Annotated in this window: 17 protein-coding genes and 2 pseudogenes; 2 read left to right on the forward strand and 17 right to left on the reverse strand. The window is 56.9% G+C overall.

The genetic code is table 11. From position 1 onward, the window contains the following. Positions 1 to 65: 65 nt before the first annotated feature. The 5 genes and pseudogenes from ACJ70B_RS19855 to ACJ70B_RS19875 form a co-directional block, all read right to left on the reverse strand. Positions 66 to 380, reverse strand: coding sequence for a UPF0175 family protein (locus tag ACJ70B_RS19855; protein ID WP_408960176.1), 315 nt, complete (start codon positions 378 to 380; stop codon positions 66 to 68). Positions 381 to 865: 485 nt separating this feature from the next. Further along, positions 866 to 1,159: a type II toxin-antitoxin system RelE family toxin gene (locus tag ACJ70B_RS19860; RefSeq protein ID WP_408960177.1), complete on the reverse strand. Its 294-nt coding sequence runs from the start codon at positions 1,157 to 1,159 to the stop codon at positions 866 to 868. After that, the gene (locus tag ACJ70B_RS19865; RefSeq protein WP_408960178.1) at positions 1,140 to 1,415 is read right to left on the reverse strand and encodes a ribbon-helix-helix domain-containing protein; all 276 of its coding nucleotides are present in this window, start codon (positions 1,413 to 1,415) and stop codon (positions 1,140 to 1,142) included. Before ACJ70B_RS19865 ends, ACJ70B_RS19860 begins: the two co-directional genes overlap by 20 nt. Before the next feature lie 314 nt (positions 1,416 to 1,729). Further along, a pseudogene (locus ACJ70B_RS19870) lies at positions 1,730 to 2,259 on the reverse strand (hypothetical protein). 9 nt (positions 2,260 to 2,268) lie between these two features. Further along, positions 2,269 to 2,991 (reverse strand): helix-turn-helix domain-containing protein, encoded by a 723-nt coding sequence (locus ACJ70B_RS19875; protein ID WP_408960179.1) that lies wholly within the window; start codon positions 2,989 to 2,991, stop codon positions 2,269 to 2,271. A 100-nt stretch (positions 2,992 to 3,091) separates the two neighbouring features. On the opposite strand from ACJ70B_RS19875, the pseudogene ACJ70B_RS19880 reads away from it, so the two are divergent. Continuing rightward, a pseudogene (locus tag ACJ70B_RS19880) lies at positions 3,092 to 3,780 on the forward strand (RNA-guided endonuclease TnpB family protein); the annotation flags it as partial. Between the two features lie 620 nt (positions 3,781 to 4,400). On the opposite strand, the gene ACJ70B_RS19885 reads toward ACJ70B_RS19880, so the two are convergent. The 6 genes from ACJ70B_RS19885 to ACJ70B_RS19910 form a co-directional block, all read right to left on the reverse strand. Beyond that, positions 4,401 to 5,660 (reverse strand): hypothetical protein, encoded by a 1,260-nt coding sequence (locus tag ACJ70B_RS19885; protein ID WP_408960180.1) that lies wholly within the window; start codon positions 5,658 to 5,660, stop codon positions 4,401 to 4,403. A gap of 114 nt (positions 5,661 to 5,774) precedes the next feature. Then, a complete protein-coding gene (locus ACJ70B_RS19890; protein ID WP_408960181.1) occupies positions 5,775 to 6,572 on the reverse strand; it encodes a hypothetical protein in 798 nt (265 codons plus the stop codon). 265 nt (positions 6,573 to 6,837) lie between these two features. Further along, on the reverse strand, positions 6,838 to 7,161 hold the full coding sequence (locus ACJ70B_RS19895; RefSeq protein WP_408960182.1) for a hypothetical protein: 324 nt from the start codon (positions 7,159 to 7,161) through the stop codon (positions 6,838 to 6,840). Next, positions 7,161 to 7,451 carry a hypothetical protein gene (locus ACJ70B_RS19900; RefSeq protein WP_408960183.1) on the reverse strand — a complete coding sequence of 97 codons (291 nt, stop codon included), beginning with the start codon at positions 7,449 to 7,451 and terminating at the stop codon, positions 7,161 to 7,163. Before ACJ70B_RS19900 ends, ACJ70B_RS19895 begins: the two co-directional genes overlap by 1 nt. A gap of 170 nt (positions 7,452 to 7,621) precedes the next feature. Next, positions 7,622 to 8,119 carry a type II toxin-antitoxin system VapC family toxin gene (locus ACJ70B_RS19905; protein WP_408960184.1) on the reverse strand — a complete coding sequence of 166 codons (498 nt, stop codon included), beginning with the start codon at positions 8,117 to 8,119 and terminating at the stop codon, positions 7,622 to 7,624. After that, entirely contained in the window at positions 8,120 to 8,302 is a 183-nt protein-coding gene (locus tag ACJ70B_RS19910) for a hypothetical protein (protein ID WP_408960185.1), read from the reverse strand. A 381-nt stretch (positions 8,303 to 8,683) separates the two neighbouring features. Between ACJ70B_RS19910 and ACJ70B_RS19915 the strand changes: the two genes are divergently transcribed. Continuing rightward, positions 8,684 to 8,917: a hypothetical protein gene (locus ACJ70B_RS19915; RefSeq protein WP_408960186.1), complete on the forward strand. Its 234-nt coding sequence runs from the start codon at positions 8,684 to 8,686 to the stop codon at positions 8,915 to 8,917. Positions 8,918 to 8,952: 35 nt separating this feature from the next. On the opposite strand, the gene ACJ70B_RS19920 is transcribed toward ACJ70B_RS19915, so the two are convergent. The 6 genes from ACJ70B_RS19920 to ACJ70B_RS19945 form a co-directional block, all read right to left on the reverse strand. Then, positions 8,953 to 9,234, reverse strand: a complete 282-nt coding sequence (locus ACJ70B_RS19920) for a hypothetical protein (RefSeq protein ID WP_408960187.1) — start codon at positions 9,232 to 9,234, stop codon at positions 8,953 to 8,955. A 1,086-nt stretch (positions 9,235 to 10,320) separates the two neighbouring features. Continuing rightward, positions 10,321 to 11,826: a primase-associated protein gene (locus ACJ70B_RS19925; RefSeq protein ID WP_408960188.1), complete on the reverse strand. Its 1,506-nt coding sequence runs from the start codon at positions 11,824 to 11,826 to the stop codon at positions 10,321 to 10,323. Then, positions 11,823 to 12,716: a DNA primase gene (locus ACJ70B_RS19930; RefSeq protein ID WP_408960189.1), complete on the reverse strand. Its 894-nt coding sequence runs from the start codon at positions 12,714 to 12,716 to the stop codon at positions 11,823 to 11,825. The genes ACJ70B_RS19925 and ACJ70B_RS19930 overlap by 4 nt, the downstream gene beginning before the upstream one ends. Then, a complete protein-coding gene (locus tag ACJ70B_RS19935) occupies positions 12,713 to 16,918 on the reverse strand; it encodes an ATP-binding protein (RefSeq protein ID WP_408960190.1) in 4,206 nt (1,401 codons plus the stop codon). The genes ACJ70B_RS19930 and ACJ70B_RS19935 overlap by 4 nt, the downstream gene beginning before the upstream one ends. Next, on the reverse strand, positions 16,911 to 19,148 hold the full coding sequence (locus ACJ70B_RS19940; RefSeq protein ID WP_408960191.1) for a VirB4 family type IV secretion system protein: 2,238 nt from the start codon (positions 19,146 to 19,148) through the stop codon (positions 16,911 to 16,913). The genes ACJ70B_RS19935 and ACJ70B_RS19940 overlap by 8 nt, the downstream gene beginning before the upstream one ends. Beyond that, the gene (locus ACJ70B_RS19945; RefSeq protein ID WP_408960192.1) at positions 19,148 to 19,999 is read right to left on the reverse strand and encodes a hypothetical protein; all 852 of its coding nucleotides are present in this window, start codon (positions 19,997 to 19,999) and stop codon (positions 19,148 to 19,150) included. Before ACJ70B_RS19945 ends, ACJ70B_RS19940 begins: the two co-directional genes overlap by 1 nt. Positions 20,000 to 20,001: the final 2 nt, after the last annotated feature.

Here is a 20,001-nt window from a genome sequence, read left to right on the forward strand (position 1 = left end):
TCTCGAGCACCGACGTAAGCCACGTTACCGAGTCAGTGCTCGTGAAGTTGCTCAATACTGTTGCATCAAGAACAACTGGCGGCGAAAACGACTCGCTCATTCGATGTCGAGTGCTGTCTCGCCTCGTTCTCGAGATCGTCCATGGTCTGTGGGCCAAGGCGAACCTCAACACCGGCCTCAGTGAGAATCTCTTTCATCTCCCAGCGGGTGACGTCAGCCCGCTCTGCAGCCTTCCCAAGGGAGATTTCACCGAGCACGTAGAGCCCGATCGTGGTCGCGAGCTCCTCAGTGTGATCGACATGGGGGCTGTGACGATCGGTTGCTATGGGTCTAGGTGAATACTCGAGCGGCAGTATCATTAGTGTGTCCTCGTCTGGCATCGTCGATTCGAGTTGACTGGCAATTCCTGAATATGCCTGTAGTGTGTGTTTCGAGCGGCTGCTGCTCCATACTACGAGTGCCCGGCTCGGCTATTAATCTAAGAAACGAGGACTAGTCAGTTGAGATGAGTAGCGTCGCATATGGAAGGACGTCAAGTCTGAAACTCCGCGCGAGCGTGGCAGTCGTCTCATCATACGTGAAGACAAAGTTGGCCTCGTACGTAGACTCCAAGAACGAGTGTGGCTTCTATGATGTTGAACGCGGTCATCTCACGCTCTTCGTATAACTGCGTTGGAGTCAGAAAGACTTCTGTTGGCGTATTCGAGAGCATGGTACATACCTGATCACGATTCGGTTCGAAAAAGCGATCAATGACTTGCTAGTGTCGTACTGATCAGTGGTCAGTCGATCGAGCCAGTAACGCTTCTTTCCCAAGAAGACAGTCGATTTGATATCAGCTAGGCAGTTCCCACGGCTGTGAGGTTCAATCGTCCGCTGAATATGCCCCATCTCGCTTTCGAACACTCTCTACGCGTAGGATGCGTTCTTCCGATCGGAGTCGACACCCCAGTCGGTAGGTCCCGACTCGTAATTTCTTGTATGGCGAATTAGTCAATGGCTCGAGAAAGTCAGCTGGCTCGCGCCACTCGGAGGACACGACATCATCGAGTTTCGTGATGATCCGGTCCTGCGTTTCTGTGGGGAGCTGCGCAAGTTGGTCTTCCGCTCGAGACGAAAATGCCCAGTCCCAATCGTCGTCACTCGCCGTCGGACCCATATGCTGCTCTGATTTCCTCGCTCGAGCGGCTCTCACCGTCATCAAACTGTGCTTCACTAATTGCAAGGTCCTTCCAGAACCCTGCACCCTCTGGATGATTCACTGACTCTCGCAGTGCGTAGCGAATAAACTCACTTCGGCTATTGAATCCCCGCTCGCGCCACGTCTCGTCAACGACTTCGCGGAACGACTGGGAAATCCGAAGGTTGATTCGTTCAATCTCAGGATCTCCATTGTTGGGTTCAGCTTCAGACATACGCTTGTACGTTCGTAGTACACACACAAAACAGTACCGTCGAGGTTGCCGGAATCAGATCATAGCTATACCTCACGATCGGTCCGTACAACCACACAATGCGTTGTTCGTCTCTCTGGTTGGTTACAGTCATCGTTGTACTCCTCACCCCTTCGGGGAGTCGATAAAACCGTCCGAGTGCGTTGGAATGGACCTCAGTTGTCCTCTCCGATGAACCGCCGTGCACGATCTCAGATCGAGTTATCATCAGCACCCGCCCCGCCGGGCAGGCTGCCAAACTGTATAACGCACTCGAATTCGACGAGCTATCTGCCTCAAATTAACCGCATCGAGTCACTGGAATCATCTCCGATGATGTCTGTCAATCCGTAGACGGAGATCACATCAGTATAGCCCTGTGCAGTGACCGCGTTTTCGACCCCTTTTCGAGCTGGCTTATCATCGGTCAGTACGACCACGCGCTCTGTCGAGGATCTCTGACGTACTGGATAGCCAGCCCTGCGAGAATCACATCCGTCTTTTCGACCTCGTGTTCGGGCTTGCCGGTTTCGTTTGCGATCGTTCTCGTGGCGATATCGCTTGCTGCGACCGCATCACCATCTGTCGGAGAGGGTGCATCGATGATTTCGGCCCATCCTTCATCAAGAGCCGTCCGCACACGATCCGTCTCTGACCCGCCAAGCTCTCCAATAACGCGCTGGGGGAGTTTGCACACGACATCAGCGTTCCGGACAGTGCTCCGAAACCGTGCGTATCTCGGATTTGATGGGTGTCTGATGGCAAAGAAGATGTTTGCATCGACGAAGACGTCCTGTTCGGAAGAGAGTGGATTACCTCGGCTCATTCAACGGCCTCATTCGGGGGAATCAGACTCTGTCGGGGCACCGTCTACCTCATCAAGGGAAGGAAGATCCATCTGATCATGAACGTCCGGAAATAGATGCTCGAAGAACGGATCATGCGTTCGGCCAACAGTCAGCAATGGCTCGAGCGCATAGATGATCATCATCGCTTCGGTGTCGCGAACGTCGATATCGGTCGCGACCATTCGTTGGGTCGTCTTCCCAGCAAAGTGCAGCCCTGCACCTCGCAGCGCAGCGACGAGTTTGCCAGCACCGTAGCGGTCCATGAAATACTCGACATCCTCGTCAATTTCCTGGAGTGCAAGTGCGTGCAGGACCGTCGGCGTGATGACGATGGGGACGTACTGCTCGACGATGATGATCGGATCGGCCGTCAATTGCTGCGGACGTGTCGAGTCATCTCGATCGACGAGACCGAGGTCGACGAGTTGGTCAACGTACTCATAGGTCGTCGATTTCGATAGTTCGAGACCGTCCATAATCTCCGGTGGCGAAACGGGCCCCCAATAGCAAACGTAGACGTACACACGAGCCAGCGCTGGCTGGTTGAGCAACTGCACGACTGTCTCGAGTCTGGGCGCGTTCTGGGCAAGCGCTGCCGGGTCGAGCGTCTCTTCGTCCATGATATCTGTCGGTGGTGGATCCAACGCGTCAATCCCACCGTCGGGACGAATGCGATCCATATCGGTCATATCCGCTTGTTCGAAGTCCATGTACTTCAGACTAGCGCCAACTCTTTTCTACTTGTGGGAGACTATCTTTCTGCGAGGAGAGAATCCGCCCGGAAGGGTGGGAGTGAATCCGACACTTCCTCTACAATTTACCGACTCGGCAGGCGACGAAGTGGCAGGCATCGACCTCGGTATCACGAACATCGCCACGGTCGCATTCCCCGATGAATATGTCCTGTACCCCGGGAACTCGCTCAAGCAGGACAAGCACTACTTCACCCGCACACAGTACGACACGGAAGGCGAGAACGGCCCATCGGAGAAGTCGATGTGGGCACGCAGGAAACTCGCTGACCGTGAAATGCACTTCTACCACACGCTTACGGACACCATCATCACCGAGTGTGTCGAACGGAACGTGGGAACGCTCGCAGTGAGTTGGCCCGAAGACGTGCGTGAATCAGACTGGGGCAAAACAGGCAACAAGAAGTTCACTCAGGGGCGTTTGACCGCATTTACCAGTATCTCGAATATAATGGCGGGATACGCGGTGTTGAGGTGCTGAAGGAAAACGAGTGGAACACCAGTAAGACCTGTTCACGATGTGGTGACGACACGAAGTCGAACCGTGTCGAACGTGGCCTGTACGTCTGCTTGTCGTGTGAGTTGGTGGCCAACGCGGATTGTAACGGGGCGGAGAACATGCGCCAGAAGATAACTCCAAGTCCTCATGGGGAGGATAGGGGTAACGGCTGTGTGGCACAGCCATCGGTACACCTGTTCGACCGCGAGAGCGGGACGTTCAAGGCCAGAGAACAGGTCGTGTCGTAGACCGGCAAATATCCCACCTGCGGTACGGGAAGCCTCGCCGTCGTCGGGCTCCGCCCGACTGCTTGAGGGAGCTTCGCTCCCTCTCCGTTTACGGCGAGGAGGATGTCACTTCTGGCGGAATTGCTAGAGTGGCTTGAGAACGAAGTGGTCACACCGACACGCCACATCTCGAGTCGGATCGGATGTCTCTGGACGCGACCTTGATAATCGGCTTACGAGTTCCGTTCGGAGTTCCTCTCGGCGAAGTATCTCAGTGTGGCAGCCGAGTCGAGCATTGTGGTGTCGCTTCAAGAAGAACTCTCCGTTGGAATCCGCTACAGTATACTGTGTTCGTTTTTGACCCCAGAGATGCGACGACCGGTACTCAGCGCTGATATTGCCATGTGTGAGTTCAACGAGCGCCCATTCGACGAACGAGAGTATCGACGGAGTGCTTCGATCATTCGGAATAGAGAGTTGAGGAACGCCGCAGGATCCCCCAATTGTACGGTTTTGGAGCGGTTCAGACTCAGTACTAACTGGTTGTGATTTCTGAGAACTCATGGTTCACAGGGAGAATGATGGTACTCCCTCGCCCCTCTGGGGGTCGATAAACCCGTCAGAGTGCTTTAGAAGTGGTCTCAGTTGTTATCCCCAACGAACCGCCGTGCACGTCCCCAGATCGAGTCACTGTCAGCAGCACCCGTCTCATCCATCTCAGGGTTCGAAGACTGATCACGACGCTCGAGTGCCTCCTGACAGTCACTGAGTTGCTCTCGAAGCGCTTCATTGGTCGCTTCGAGTTCGTCGATACGTTCGTCTTTCTCCTTGAGCGTTGCCTCGAGGTCGTCGACGCGGTCGGTCAAGAGTCGATTTTTCTCGACCAGATACGCATGATTCTGTGCCGGTTCGTCACCACTACTAGTGACCGATGACTCGCTCTGTCTGGAACTCGCTTTACTCGAGTCGTCTCGAGCGTCTGGATCGTAAAACTCGGAGGTGTTCGCAATCGCTCGTTCGATGGTTTTCTCGCCGTACGTCGACCCGTCGGCGTAGTGCACGTCATCCCATTTCTCCCGAAGCAGCCCTGAGTGGCGGAAGAGTTGATCCACACGAGCGTGGTTGCCGCCGGTCCAGAAGGCTAGCAGACAGCACAGCGCCATATCGGCTTCCGACTGGCTGTCGTACCCAGCAATGTTCCCGTTCCAGAGGCGCTCGAATTTTGACCCGTTCGACGCGTTCATTGCTTTTTCGAGCAATTCTTCGTCCTCGAGGTCAACGTCAACTGCACCGTTCGTTGCTGACTGGTCGTCGCCAGCGCCCAGTTGCCCAGACTGCGACTTCACATCGCTATCGGTGTCCTGGAGGTACTCGCGGTGGATCGCTACGAGCGCATCCTGTCGGCGTGCAACGTGGGTGGGAGTCTCTTCGACATGGTCACCAGTGACGGTGAAAAAGCGTGCGGTGTCGTACAGCTCGATGCTTCCACGTCGGTTCCGACCGTCCGGAAGCTCTCCCGTGATGAGTACGTGGTAGCCGGTACCGGATGGCGAAATCTCCGTATAGGAGTCGAGTCGTTCGATGATGTTGAGTGCTATGTTGTCGACCTCTCCGGTCTCGGGATCACGGCAATCATCAAGGTCTACGCCAACGATGGGATCATCGTCAGTAAGGACGAAGCCAACGCCATCAGCGTTCTTCGTCCCGGCGTATCCAATCGCTGTGTCAAAGCTGTCCCACGTATCCGGATCAGTTGACGAGGCGAATGCTCCTGTTCCTGGCGTCACCGGTATCTTCGTTGGTTTGCCATCGCGCTCTTCCTCTCGCCAGCATACCCACTGCTTGCGTTCCTGCAAGCTAGCTAGCAGCGCTGCTGTGTCGATTGGGGTGTCAGAACTCATCGTTGATCTCTCCGAGGTCCACTCATTGAGGCCTCCGAACAAACAGACAGTGCCACCTAATCGAATAGGTCCGGAAAACTGCGGGCTGTCCACGGTCAAGCCGTTAATTGGCCGTCACCACAGCTGCGGTTCTGTCGGTGTGATGTAGGCGTTGTCCTCGTTGCCGGTCAGTGTAAAAGACATGACAACTCTGTTGTTGATATGCGTCGTCAATAGCAACGCACAACCAGTCTCACTCTCCGGAACGTCAACCCTGAATTTCGTGGTGTGGGTTACCTCGTCGGCCGACGACGGTGCCCATTCGAATAGCACACAATCATCTCTCTCGTTACAGCCTTTTGTGTAGTAGTCCAAGATACTGTCCGCGATCGTCGCAGTACCGGTTGCGATCGCATACTTCGTGTTCGCAATCGAGACGGCGGTGTGAATAGCATCGACAGCTGGATCTGGAATCTCAGTTCCAGTTCCATGAGCCCATGCACCGGTCACATCCGAGTCGTTCGTAGTGTACACAGTCTGCTGATCAACGGTGCTGTTCGGATGTTCCCATACCTTGACTGCGTGAGACGATATTGCATCCTGCTTATCACCGTCGTTTTCGTTCAACCCGAGACCGTGGGTGGCAACACCGAATTTGTATGTGTACCCTCCGCCATCTTGCGTACTATCGTCCAAGATATCAACGGTCGTCGTGCCTGCAAGTTTCGCGGTACTGAACGGTTTGTCTTTCTCCCATTGAATCGTGTACTTGTCCTGCTGACTTCCTTCGACCTTATCGTACGGGAGATGATCCCACGATGCTGCCGACGCAGTTCCGCTGGCCGCACTCCCCGCGATGACGGTGCCTGTGATGGTAAGACCGGTCTTTTTCAGCACGCTACGACGTGGATATGAGTTGTTTTCCTTGGCCATACAGTTGGCACAATTACATTCCAGTATATATTACTTTCGGCGATCTCTATCAGAGAGCTGAGGGAGGAATATAGGAACGCCTTCAAAAAACAGAGCGGTTCTTGCAGTGGCTGTAGGGGTTGAGACTACGGTGGGTTCACCGGCATTGTAATAAATAGTTTCGAACAGGTAAATATACAGAAATACCTCGGACCGACTCTTCAAGCCCCTATTCATATTATTCTATCAACTACCTCAGTAAACAGTGCGACAGTCAGCGATACCTTCATTCGACGAGATGTTCGTCGAGGTCACGCGTCCAGTACGTTGCGAGTCCGTCAGGACTACAGCGGACACAGAGGTATAGTGTTCCCTCGAGATGGCCGAGTCCCACGCGAAACCGCGTGAGTGCAGCGAGCGTGTCGACGACGAGACCACAGCTATCACAGGCGTGGTGATCTCGGTCGTCGGGGTCGGCCCGGGCTTGGACGGCGCAGTCGACACAGATCGGATGCGAAACCCGTTCATCTTTACCCCAGGTGAAGGCGGCACCACGCTCCGACCCGGGAAGCGAATCGTAGAACGCACATCCCGAAAGCGTCTGCTGCATTACGACATCTCGTCGTTGGCATCACAGCCGGCTGTCCACCCACGGTGGAAGACAACTAACTGCCGAATTGAGTCGAATGCTTCACCACTTGGTTCGTGAACGAGGACTCGCTGGTTAGCGACCGCTGTCACGACGCCGTCGTCGACGAGGTCACTGGCGAGTTGCTGCGCCGTCGTCCTGTCGACGTCCGCCGTCGACACCCGGGCTGCATCCCGGTCCTGTGCAAGGAGTTCGGTCTCGAGCCGTTCGTAATCAGCTGTCGTATCATCGAGTATATTTGGATCAGTCATGGGAACTCACACGAGGTACAGTTGTGAACGCGCCTCATGCCACCTGGCGCTGACAAACATCCCTGCGATACAGGCACGACCGAATACGTTTCCTCAACACACCCCGAGTAGCGAGGACACGCGCCTCGTCCATGTGGCCATTGGCGACCAGCACCAACTCGATGAGGGACTTATCCGAGATCGATGTGCGGAACCGTCATGACATCGAATAGCTGGTAGTGTCGATCGTACGTTGCAATGTGGTTGATACCCAGTTCTTCCATGTGACACGCAATGACGAAGTCCGTGAATGAGGCGTCGTTGTCGTCCCATTTGATGAATCTATCGCGTGCCTGCTCGAATGCCTCGTCGGGAACACGCTCGAAGCGAAATAGCCCACTTTCATCGACCGCTTTGAATAGCAACTCGGCGTACCGGAGTGACGCACGCTTTTTCAGTCGCGTTGCCGCCTCGTCGAGCGCGTGCCCGTTAACGATGAACTGTCGATATGGGAGGTCCCCGCTGCGTGCGAATTCAGCAAGCGCTCTCGATGCTCCATGCAGTTCGTCGTTCGGATTGAAAAACGCGAAGAGGAATTTCGGACCGAGAAACACCCGATGGGTGAGTCGTTCAGGCTTGAAGTCCCCAGCGGAAACCGGACCAGCATCAGTATCAATCGAGCGGCCCATTCACTCCTCGCTGTCGGGTGTATTCGAGAATCGGATCCCAGCTGTGTCTCCACTCCACTCGTCAACCAGATCATCTTCTGTGGCGGCGTTCGTCCGTGGTGTCTTGGGTACTGGCTCTTGATCGAGCTGGTCGAGAATCGCGAATAGTGGATCGTCTGGATCGACCTGTTCCTGTTGTTCCATCCAGACTTCGGTCGCTTCACGCAATGCCGCCGTACACAACAGGGCTATACGTGATGGTTGTCACGTTAGGCTGGAGGGTTGCTCCTCCCCTGTCAGAGGCACTACGTGGTCGGGCAAGACCCACTCTCCACCGTTCATATTGCGTGTACTACAGACTCCTGTGCGAGATTCATCCCACGATGAACTCGCAGCTGGGCAAGCGCTATTCTACAGGCGGAGCAGGCCGAGTGGCTCGCGTACGGAAGACTACGTCTTCCGTGATGACGAGACGCTTCGCGTCTCGAACCACTTGGTCCCGAGGCGGTTCACACATCGTAACCGTACATCGAAGCGCGATCATGACCCCAATTGTCAAACGCAGAGACACTAATACACTACGTAATGGCGAATTCGCGGACGCCGATCACCTCCAGTGAGGAAGCCGCGCTCGAGTACCTCGAGCAGTACGTCGACGCACTGACGGATAATGAGCCGCTCACGCGAGAGGACGCCGTTGCCCGCCTCATGGACCAGGGCGTTGAGCGTGCCGACGCCCGATCACATATCGAGCAGTTGCTCCTGAAGGGCTATCTATACGAGGTCAACGGGGAACTGCGGATTCCGTCACGACCCTAACGAGCCTGGACGTCCGCCGTCCCTCACTGCTGCCCCTACAGCCAGATCACCGCGACGGCGACTGCAAAGAGTGCCAGCGCGATCCCGGACTTCATGGTCCAGAGTCGCCGTCCGACCCGACTACACAGCTGCCGGCACTGATCTCGGAGGGCTGCACGGCGTTCCGCCTCCAAGATCTGCACCTCGTCGTAGTAATCGCGCCGATCCGCCGGCAGCCTCCGGAGTGTCGTCTGGCACTCGCTACAGGTAAACTCGAACTCGGCGCGAACGTGCTGCCGACGAAATTCTCGCTCGCCGCCCTCGTCGTAGCTCGTCACCTCGTACACCAATAGTTTCGAGACGAAGCGACGTGCTCCGCACTCCGGACACCGGTCCATCTCGAGTTCTGGTGACCCGTCGTCGCTGCTCTCTTCGTCTAGCCATCCAGACTGTCGAGATTGCTCGCCAGTATCTCGTGGATTCGCGTGGTTTTCTGAAGCCGATGCAGTCGCTGACTCGGAGTTACTGAACGTGGACATGGAATCGCTCACTGACCGCACTCAGCCGCCCATGGCACCCGCACCACGACCAGGTTCGACCTGCGTGCCGGGCACGCTGAGCGCCGTCGCCCTTCGTCGGCGCGAACAACCCACAGAACACAACACCTTCTCACAGAGAAGTACTCAGGCTGACACAAGACGCGGAGAGATAGCACCCTCACTAGAACCCCCAGCATGCTCGCCACGGATACCACGGCCTAGTAGTACACCCAGGCTGGCAGATGAGAGTTTCCAGTCGTCACTCAAACCCTACGCAAACTGAAACAGATGAGAAGGCTGTCACCAGGAACGTGACCACCCTAGTCCTCCCCCTGTCTGGCTATACAGCTACCATCTTCACTACGCTACCTATCCCCCCGCTCTCGCTACCACCGCATCGTGTTCTCTCAAACTGATAGCTCTATGAATTACGCTGCGCTCTACCCATCCCTGAATCCCCCTTACGAAACACACCGGATTCACACCTCGCACCCCACCCTTCCTTTGGACGCATTCCGAGGTACGAATTCAGATTTGACGGAGGCAGAATTGCATAGGATAGCGGAGGACTGATTTGAGGGCGTTATTTGTTATATGAAAGTGAGCATCGGAACCCTCGTTGATATATGCAACGCGTGACGACTTCTACCTGCTGAATATTGGAGAAACAGGAAATTGGTGGAATAAGGTTATATATACTATACGAAGGCGAGTTCCGACGATAAATGAAAACTGAGGGGGTTGAAATCGCTAAGACTGCTCAATTACCCATGGAGAATCCATCAATCGTATTCGCAAACTGCAGTCCTGGACGGTCTTGAAAGACCAGCGGATGAATAGATACGCGAACTGTTAAACGTGACTGTGACCGCCCGTCTTGGTCAGTTACTGTGATGGAGACGTTCCTTGGTCATCGATCTGCTCGTACATCTCGTCGGGGAAGGGGAGGCTCCCATAAATCGAGTACGGGCATTGGTCGCGCCCGATGCAGTACCGCTTCATATCATCATTCGTACAATTCATCGGGAGGGGGATTTCGCCGTCGATGTCGTTGTCGAGTTCGTACCGAATCTGGTACTCAGTCACCTCGTCGTCATACCAGGGCCACCGCGAGAACAGGTCTTTCACGTCGCTGATGAATTCCGCCATACTCGCGTCCCGGTACTGGGGAAGCCACCATGCCATCCGCACCAGATTGAACAGGTCCTTCCGAACAGGTTTCTTCTCTTGTAGGCGCTCGTCCATCGCTGCCATGCAGGGCAACTCGAATAGATCTTCGAGGTCGTCGACGTGGAGTGGTTGCGAACCGTCGCTGTATTCGGTGAGTGTGTACCGATTCAAGCGCGCGTTCTCGACGGTGACGCTCGCGTGATCGCGGTTCCGCGAGAGCACCGTCCCGAGACTTCGCGGTGAAGAAATTGACTCACAGACTCTTCGCTCCCATGTTCGCTCTGGCTCATATGCCTCCACCGCTTCGTAGAGGTCGCGGGCAGTCTGCGTCTCATCGAGCTGGGCGACGTCATCGTCTGCGGCGGAGACGGCGTTAATAATCGTCAGGAGGTCACGCTTCTGCCGGCTCCAGTTCTCCCAAACGCGGTGGGTCTGACCGGCCTCGAAGAACCGATCGATTCGGTCGGTGATCGCCGATTCGTTTGCCGTCAGCCAACTCCGCTGTTCCGCCGTCAACGACTCTTCTTGAACAGCAAGCAGCCGGCCGAAGGCGTCCTCTGCGTACTCGCAGTACTTCGCCATGAAATCCGAAACGGGAACGTACAGATTGTTGTCAGCGACGTGTGCTTGAATCTCGCCCTGCTGGTCCTCGTCCCCATCAGCACGGGCCAAGCACTTTCGCGAGGCGGCGACGAGCGGAATCTCGAGATAGTACCCCTCTCCGAACTCGGGGTGGGTCGTAACGTCGGTGCACACACGCCCTGGATGGACACCGTCCTCGCCGGGATCTTTTGCGTAGAGGGTTTCGGCGATCTCCTGGTGGAGCGACCAGTCATCGTACTCGCGAACGAGTGAGGCGATATTGTTGACGCAGAGTTCGCGGAGATTTCCGAGGAGCGCGAGATGACGGGGTGGCGTATCTTCGAGTTTCGGATGGTCCATGATACAGACCGCGCCAAGAGTGCTTAAGACGGCCAGCGTCCCGGGATCGTCGACATAGGGACGCTTGGCTGCTTCCTCTCGTGTACTCGGTGCGAACGCGTCGATCGTGAACCGCTCGACATCTGCGAGCATCTTCTCTGTCTGCTGCTCACCATCGACTGTCCACCGCTGATACCCACGCTCGAACAGTTGGGTGAGCTGGAACTCCCCCTTGTCTCGTGGAAGTGCCGCGACTCGATACGCCGTGTACTCGTCGTCTGTGGGCGTGTCTCGGCTCATGAGTCAAGGAAGTCAGGCATCGCCTCGGTCCGGAAGTCGAATCCCGAATCGTCGATGGGCTGAACGACACGCGAGACATCGGCGTGTAGTGAGTACGGCAGCCGCATCACGCGACGCCGGTCGGCCGTGACGACCGGGTCAATGGGAATCCCATATTCGTCGAGGAGTAGGTCGTTGATGACTTCGCGACTTTGCTCGTCGTAGCAGTGTTCGCGGTCCGTATCAAGCAGGTAGACGTGACAGCCCTGCCCCGAGTAGACGACCATCGTCTCGTCGGCCGCGAAGTCGTCCTCGAAGATGTCCTGAACTGCAAATCCATACTCAAGAGCTTGCTCGATATCCTCGAATGCGTAGGGATATCCCTCGGGTGGGCTGTCAAGGACACCTGTGGCACGAAGTTGCTCAGTCCCGACATCGTCGGCTCTCCCATTGGTTGATTCATTGGACGCGCGCTGTGCGGCGATGTCCTTCGCGTCGATATCGACCGCCAGCACCCAGGGTCGCTCCCAGTGATCGAGCGCGTAGTAGACTGCATCAGGGCGTGGTTCTGGTCGTTCTAATAGATCCGGGTCTGCGAGCGCATAGTTGCTCCCTTGAGCGGGGTCGTAGCTGGCGGGGTACTGGATGAATTCGACGAGGTCCTCCATCGAGCCGAATTGCTGGATGCTTCGTTCGCCAGAGTCGCTGGTCTGCCAGGTATCGCGGCGGATGAACGACCGATCGGGAGCGTTCTGGTTTCGGGTTGGGTATGCCTCGCCGAAGGCGATAGCGTACTGCTTCGGGCCACTAGCTGTGAGGAATGACGGGAGGGCGTCGAGTTGGTCCGGAAACGTCTCTGTGTAGTAGGTGTGGAGCTCCTCACGGGTTGCTTTTCGCCATTCCCCAGTCACGGCTCGTGGTCGACCTCCGTTTTGAGACTCCGGAACGTATGGAGAGCGCCCATCCCCGACAGGTCGTGGTCGTTGATCGCCGCACGCAGCGAACTAATCGTCCGGGTTTGCGTGGACGTCAACGAGATATCGACTGTGTCAGTCCCTGTGAGCGACTCGATGATCTCCAGAATGAGGTCCTTATCTTCACACGCCCAGACAGCAGCTGCGTCGACGGTCGCCAGCTTTTCGTAATCCGAGAGCAGCGCGTCAGTATTGTTGCTCGGGGTTTCGACTTCACCTACCCAGACGAGTTCGTCAGCGGCATCGAATCCCGCAACGTCAAACACGACATCCTCCGAATGCTGATAGTAGACGGCCGTGCGAGCAACGTCTTTCTGTTGGGAGAGCCATGCTTCGAGGAACACAACGGCAGCCTTGTGTGGCGTTTTTTCACCGAGATCGCCGATTCCAGGGCTAGTGTCGAGTGAGCGATCGAGGAACCGTCGCCCGGCGGGGAGGACCGTATAGTACGTCTGCCAGAACGAACGGTGTTCTTCGATGAACTCCTTCTCTTTGAGCGTCTCGAGATCGAGATTGGAGAATGGCTCTTTGAGCACGGTCATGCTCTCCAGCAGCGAATACTCCTCGACCTGGTGGTTCATCGCATCCAGTACGAGACCGAGGAAGGCGGCCTCGTCACGTGTGATGCCTTCCTCGCGGAGCGTCTCATCCGGGATGGTCGTCGTTGCGTCCTTGAAACGGATCGAGTGTGACACATTCGGGTTCTGACTCTCCTCCGGCTCTGCTGGCTCCTCTGACTCTCCGTTGGGAGCAGCGGCGGACTCCTCAGAAGAGCCTTCGAGATTCGCGAAGTCTTGGATAGTTACCTCGATCCCGTACGATTCGGCGTGCTCGGTGATAGTCCCGAGTCGAGTGAAGAGTTCACTGGACGACGAAGCGGTGGAGCGAGCGCGTTTGGCCGCAACGAACACGTCGTCTTTAGACGCGAATTGGCAGCAGGCACTGGCCTTCCGCTCTTCGGACGCGGTATATTCGGACCTACAGACGTCGCAAACGTAGCACTCAGTATTCGCGTCGTAGCTCACGTGCTCGGGCAGCAAATCCCCGCCTGTCGTTTCCGCCGAATCCTCTGTGTCCTCATCGCCGTTCGTGGTTTGTAGTTCTGAAGCCTCATTGCGCTCCTCACGGTGTTCTGACGCTGCCTGTCCCGCAGCCGAGAGCTGAGGGCTTCCCTCGGATTCCTGTTGCTCGCTTGCAGTAGCGCCGAACATGGGCGCACTCCCGATATCTCGCTCGTCACCCGATGGGGTGGTGGGTTGGCCCGCTGTGATGGCTGTCTCGTCCTCCGCGGAGGCATCTGCGTCGTCGCTCGTGCCGTCCGCGCCGAAGAAGGGGGCATCCGATGAGGTACCGCCGTCTGCCGCTCCAGCGCCCGCTGTGCTCCCGCTCGTCGTCGCAGGCTCACCATCGACGTCATCACCGACCTCGTCGAGCGTCTCCCGCACCTCCTCGCGGGCAAATTGATTCGTCCGACCCGGAAGACTACACTCGTGTTGCGTTCGCCGCATCACCTGGGGAATCTGCTGTTCCTCAAAGAGATGCCGGTCGTCGCCTGACAGTGGCGCATCGCTCTCAGGGTGGCCCTCTGGGATCGGCAGCGAGGCAAGTGAGAACGGCGCTGGGCCCGTCTGTCCGAACTGCGGACTCGGCAACTGGGCGATCCACTCACCGGCCGGCAGGCGGCTCACGCGATTGCGCAATTCCGACGTACTGAGATTTTCGTGGGCCATCGACTCGGCGAGTTTCGCATCCGTCGCGATATTGCCGATAAGCTTCGTTTTGACATTGTTCAGGATTTCCGTGTACGGCCGATCGGACGTACTGTACTGGGCGACCTGTTCGGGGTACTGGAGGATGAGGCCAAGACTGACGCCGAATGCTCGGCCTTGGGGGATAAACTGTTCGTAGACTAGTGAGGATGTCGCAACTGGTGCCGCCTCCTCGATGATCATATTCACGATCGTATCGTCGGCGTCGCTCTCACTCTGACGAGACCCACCGTTCAGTGACCGCCCACCGCCACGACGCCCCTGAACAGCGTCCCAGAGGTTGCTCAACAGAATCATCGTCAGAGCGTGCTGGGATTCAGCGCGGAACTCACCAAGGTCGAACAGGATAACTGCGTCCTCGTCGACGAACTCACGGAAGTCGAAGGCGTTCCCAACGTATTCCTCCTCCTCGTCATCCCACTCGGGGACGTGGGTAAACATCTGGTAGAGGTGCTCGTGCTCGACGAGTTTGTCAAGGCGATTCGCCGCAGCCCCCATCGTCTGCTGGAACTGGCGGTCGTCGACCTGACACTTCTGCACCAGCGACTGTTCGATATGCGAGTTTGCATCACAGAGTTCTGGAAGTGTCTTCTCCTGACTCATCCGGAAGACAGCCTGAATCAGGTCCTCGAGACTGAACGCGTCATGGCCGTATTCCCGGTCGAACAGCGCCTTGATAAGGAAGGTGAGGATTTCGTTGGCGACGTATGCCTGCTCGTGACGCTCCTCGCCGAGGATGAGCCGCATGATCTCGTGGAAATGCTCGACCTTGTCCTGGACGGCGTCCTCACGAGAGCGCCCCATCGCAAGCGCCGGTCGAATGTCGAAGAACGAGACCGCCGGCAGCGTGTCCGGGGCGTTGAAGTAGTAGACATCATCCAGGTTCCCGTTCTCGGCGTAGTGTGCGTGGAGATAGTTCTCGGCCATCCCGTCCCCCTTCCCATCAAGGAGAACAGTAGGACCGTCAACGTACTCATGGAGTGAGAGCATCTCGGCCTGTACAGCTGTGGACTTCCCGCTCCCGGTCGACGCAGCCCGGATATAGCTCGTGGTCAAGAGATCCGGCGGAATACGAATCGGTTGGTCTAGGGGTTCGTTCCGGTTTCGGAGGGGCTTTCCCACCGTCATACCAGATCCGGCGAACTCCTCGAGGAGATCGGGATCCGGCAGTGGGAGTGGTTGTCGGAGTCGTTCTTTTCCGCGAGCGCCACGCGAGCCCTCGGTGGTCAGTGACTGTGCGCTCGGCACTGCAACGAAGTTCGCGAGCTCGTCCGCGTTTAGAATAAGTTGGGGCCGACGCTTCCCCATCGAGGATTGGTTGAACGAACGGGAGACCAATCGCTTCAGCTCTTTTGTCGCGGGGTCCCGAATGTTGGTCAGACTCTTCGTAACGCGGCTCCCGTCGAGGTGATAGAAGTACCCGTCCAGATGATTGAACGCGTTGGCCAGCGTCTCAATATTGTTCGCCGCCTGTGCTTTGACTGCCTCATCAGGTTCGTTCGAGAGGACGGCGACCGTCCTGGCGTTCACGAGAAACGTCTGTGAGGGCCCTTTTTGATCAATTAGTGCCTGTCGGGAGGCAACTTCACCACTGGCTGCACTTGATGTCTGCTGGGTGCTCTCACCGACATGCGGCGGGTCACGACCACGTCGCCGATCTCGAATTCGCTCTTCATCGGCCCCATGGAGCATATCCGCGAGGCTGGTTCGCGCGGACTGGAGGGCACCGTCGTGTTTGGTTTCGATCTGCTTTTTGCGGCTTTCAGCGAACTTCTGCCAGCTGCCATACCGCATGAACAACACCTGCAACGCGGTGGGAGCTGTGGCCTCTGTGAGTCGTTCAACGGCCGTCGCGAGTGGCGCTCGTGCTGGGTCCCCCGAACTGGTGCCTTCCTCTTGAACCTGCGAATACTGCTTGATCGGCGTCATCCAGTCGCGGCTCCGCTCACCGACGCCGCTCCAGCGAGCGGCGATTGGCGTGTGCTCAGAGAGTGAACCCTCCTGCTCCTCCGTGTCCCCTCCCTCGGTTGGGGGTTGGGGCTCCTCGTCCTTGGTAGGACGACAAAGTTCTGCAGGAAGGTCAACCGTCTCCTCGTAAATCTCGTAGCTTGCTGGGTACGCCGTCTGCAGTTCGGATTTGACCGTCGGCAGCAGCTCCTTGTCGTCGACGCCGAGATAGAACCGTACCGGCGCGTCTTCGCCTCGCGTGAGTGCAAGGAACTCGAATGTAGGCGGACTCTTTCGAGGGTCGTATTTGACCTTCCAGCCAGTCCGGAGTTTTCGCAGTCCAGCCAGTCGAGAGACGATATCCGCAGAATCCACCCGCTCGCGTGCTGGTTCAATGCGGATGTAGCGACGGGGCTCAGTCATCGGCCTCCTGGGGAGAAGTCCGGATCCCGGCGTCCTCAAGAAGCGGGTCTGGAATGTCGTAGTCATCGACACGATCTTTCTGGGCAAGATACTCAACGTCGCTGGCGTCGATATACCGCTGATTAACGAGATGCTCCCACGGGTCTAAATCGTCGTCAAGGACGTGAATCTCGTAGTCGTTCACGTGAAGTGCGAGCGATTTCGTCCAGTCATTGACAGCGAGCAGGCATTCCGAGTAGCCGCCATCCTCACCAGTTTGCGCGGTCGCGATGAAGTTCTGCTCAGACGGTGTCAACCCATGGAAGTCGACCATTTCGTCACTGACCGACTCGTGATGGAAGATCTGCTTGATATCGCAGAGATTGTAGACGTTCCGTGCCTTCTCGACGGCCTCCTCGGATTTCTTGTCGGACTTTGCGATGAACTCATCGACCGTCTGTGAGATGAGTGTGATCGCCGTGTTGAAGTGACGGCTATGGCGGATGAACAGGTCGATCATGTCCGTCGTCGCCGCCCGCCGCAGGAGGTAGTGTGCCTCGTCGATGGTGACCTGCGTCCGCCGGTCACTGCTCTGGGCACGTTGGTAGATCCAGTCGAACATGACATGCATGAACAGCGGTGCCTGCCCGGTATCGGCGAACATCGACATATCAATGACGACCAGGCGATTGTCGAGTTCGACGTTTGTGTGGCCGTTCAGATTGTCATTTTCGCCGCCGTGCTGGAACGCTTCGAGACCGAGGAGAAGCTGGTAGGCGTACTTCTCGTCGGCCTCTTTGAACCGCATCTCCAGCTGTTCGATCTCCGGCCGAACACGTTCGTCGTTAGCATCTTCGTGTAACTCGATGAACTCCGACGGTTGATCGCCGTCCGTGAGTGCATGGAGGATATCGAGGACGTCCTGCATCGTCGGGCTCGCGTTCTCGTGAGTCGCCGGGTCAGCCGTGATTCCGTACTTGAGATATGCCAACCGTACGGCCCGCCGAAGAATTCCCTCCTGCTCTTTGCTCAGCGACTGATCGGCGACCGCCGAGAAGTGGGTACGGAACAGCTCCATCACAGAGCGGAACTTCTTCTTGAACGGATCGTCCGCAACGTCGTCGATCCCACGCCGAATCTCCAGCGGGTTAACTGTGTTCTGCCCGCCGAAACGGATAACCTGCCCACCGAGGTCGTCCGCGAAGTCGACGAAGTCCCCAAGCGGATCGAGGACAAGCATCTCGATCTCGGGGTCCATCATCAGCCGATGGTACATCTCGTGCTTCTCGGCGAACGTCTTCCCCGACCCCATCTTTCCGGCAATCGCCTTCGAGTACGACGAGAGCCTGTAGCGGTCTAGCAGAACGGGCGTGTTCGTCCCATCGAACCCGTAGAAGACGCCTTCAGGGTCCGCAACCGCAGGCTCGATGAACGGGAACATCGTCCCGACGGCTGTCTCCTGCATGAGTTGGGTGGCTTTGATTGGGTCGTCGCCTAGCGGGGCGAGGGCGTCTTGGGATTCCACCTGGCGTTTATCCAGCGTGACCGCCTCAGCATTCGCAGCACCAAGCGTTTCGATGACGCGTTCGGTGGCGTCATCGAGTTCCTGTTCGGTATCAGCGATGATCTCGATGTAGATCGCGAAGTCGAAGAGTTTCGTCTCCCCGAGGATAATATCCCAGATGAGATCTTTGACCATGTCGCGGTCGGCCTCAGCCTCGTGGGTGTCGGTCTGGTTCTTCTCATGTTTCTTGTGAAGGCGAGCTCGAAGCTGCGTGAGGCGTTTTTGCAGCTTTCGGAGTACTGAGCCGGTATCGCGAGGCTGGATATGTTGGGTAACGCGGATGTGGTCGTTCGTTGTATAGAGGTCCTCGAGCCACCCCAGTGGCACGCGTTCGGGATAGCCGTGGATGGTGAGGGTGCGAACGAACTGATCGTTGCGAATCATATACCCCGACTCGAAGAGGTTCGAGACTTCCTGAAGCTGACGCGGGGCGATGACATCTTGGTCAGCAAGCGACTGTTCGGTCTCGTCCTGCACAATGCCAAGCCGGAGTTCACCCTCGTCGACGTCCTCAACTTCGAGTAGGTACTCGGCTTGTTCGCGGATGTTCTCCTTCGTAAGGTCGTCCCCATTTGCTTCAAGAATCTCCGTAGCGCGGTCGAATGTCTCGTCGTCAATGTCGTCGATGCTTGACTCGCTACTCCCCACTGGAAGCCACGAGCGGAAGCGGCCGAATCGTCCCGCCATCAGTGCTCACCCTCCGTTTTCGTCGCGTGGGAGAACTTCTCGAACTGTGGATCGACGTGATTATAGTAGTGATAGAGAATCTCCATCGTCTCTTGGCGGTCGGTGACACGTTCAATGGACACGTCTGTCCGGCCGAGTTTGTTCGTGATTCGGCGTTGGCGTTGTCGGACTTCGCGGATACAAAGTTCGGTCCGGGCCTCCTCGTGGGAATCACCCAGTGATGTTCGATCGACGATCCCCGAAAAGACCGTCCCGATAATCGGGAGCGTTCCGAGCTGACTCAACACACTCCCTGTATCGAGATCCTTGTTGACCTGGTCGGCATCGACGCGCGTGACGATGTAGAAATCGCGCTGTTTGAGATCTTCGTCCTCGATGTTGGCGTTGGCCCACTGAATGTAGAATTTGCGTCCATACTGGAGGATTGGCGTCTGCCCATGAGAACTCATACTCGCACCCGCTTTGTAGAAGCGCTCAAGATGCCCTGTCAGATCGAACGTCTTCGGATAGCAGGGAACGGCAACACTGGACTCCAGTGACATTAGGAAGGACATGTACGCGCTCATCGTGTTGCGTTTCGCCTCGTCACTGAGCGACAGCCAGTTCTGTGGGTGGACCTTCAGCAGGCCGATGTAGCTGTTCTCGTCGACAGCGATACCATCGTCGCGAACGTACTCAAAGCCGAGTTTCTCTTGCGTGGTCATCGACTCGCCGAGTCGATTCTCGAGGTCGAAATGGTCGTGAGCTCGAGCCCGTTCGCGAGCGGTCGGGAGATCCGTATCGATGTCGTCGAGGAATCTATCGAGTGCGCGGAGGACCTCGAGGTCGGATTCCGGCGCTGTCGGCGGCATTT

Source organism: Natrinema sp. 74, assembly GCF_046097095.1.
GTDB lineage: Archaea > Halobacteriota > Halobacteria > Halobacteriales > Natrialbaceae > Natrinema.

Coding starts and splice junctions, on each gene's coding strand:
- ACJ70B_RS19855 (WP_408960176.1), bottom strand. CDS start 380: ATGCCAGACGAGGACACACTAATGATACTGCCGCTCGAGTATTCACCT.
- ACJ70B_RS19860 (WP_408960177.1), bottom strand. CDS start 1,159: ATGGGTCCGACGGCGAGTGACGACGATTGGGACTGGGCATTTTCGTCT.
- ACJ70B_RS19865 (WP_408960178.1), bottom strand. CDS start 1,415: ATGTCTGAAGCTGAACCCAACAATGGAGATCCTGAGATTGAACGAATC.
- ACJ70B_RS19875 (WP_408960179.1), bottom strand. CDS start 2,991: ATGGACTTCGAACAAGCGGATATGACCGATATGGATCGCATTCGTCCC.
- ACJ70B_RS19885 (WP_408960180.1), bottom strand. CDS start 5,660: ATGAGTTCTGACACCCCAATCGACACAGCAGCGCTGCTAGCTAGCTTG.
- ACJ70B_RS19890 (WP_408960181.1), bottom strand. CDS start 6,572: ATGGCCAAGGAAAACAACTCATATCCACGTCGTAGCGTGCTGAAAAAG.
- ACJ70B_RS19895 (WP_408960182.1), bottom strand. CDS start 7,161: ATGCAGCAGACGCTTTCGGGATGTGCGTTCTACGATTCGCTTCCCGGG.
- ACJ70B_RS19900 (WP_408960183.1), bottom strand. CDS start 7,451: ATGACTGATCCAAATATACTCGATGATACGACAGCTGATTACGAACGG.
- ACJ70B_RS19905 (WP_408960184.1), bottom strand. CDS start 8,119: ATGGGCCGCTCGATTGATACTGATGCTGGTCCGGTTTCCGCTGGGGAC.
- ACJ70B_RS19910 (WP_408960185.1), bottom strand. CDS start 8,302: ATGGAACAACAGGAACAGGTCGATCCAGACGATCCACTATTCGCGATT.
- ACJ70B_RS19915 (WP_408960186.1), top strand. CDS start 8,684: ATGGCGAATTCGCGGACGCCGATCACCTCCAGTGAGGAAGCCGCGCTC.
- ACJ70B_RS19925 (WP_408960188.1), bottom strand. CDS start 11,826: ATGAGCCGAGACACGCCCACAGACGACGAGTACACGGCGTATCGAGTC.
- ACJ70B_RS19935 (WP_408960190.1), bottom strand. CDS start 16,918: ATGACTGAGCCCCGTCGCTACATCCGCATTGAACCAGCACGCGAGCGG.
- ACJ70B_RS19940 (WP_408960191.1), bottom strand. CDS start 19,148: ATGGCGGGACGATTCGGCCGCTTCCGCTCGTGGCTTCCAGTGGGGAGT.
- ACJ70B_RS19945 (WP_408960192.1), bottom strand. CDS start 19,999: ATGCCGCCGACAGCGCCGGAATCCGACCTCGAGGTCCTCCGCGCACTC.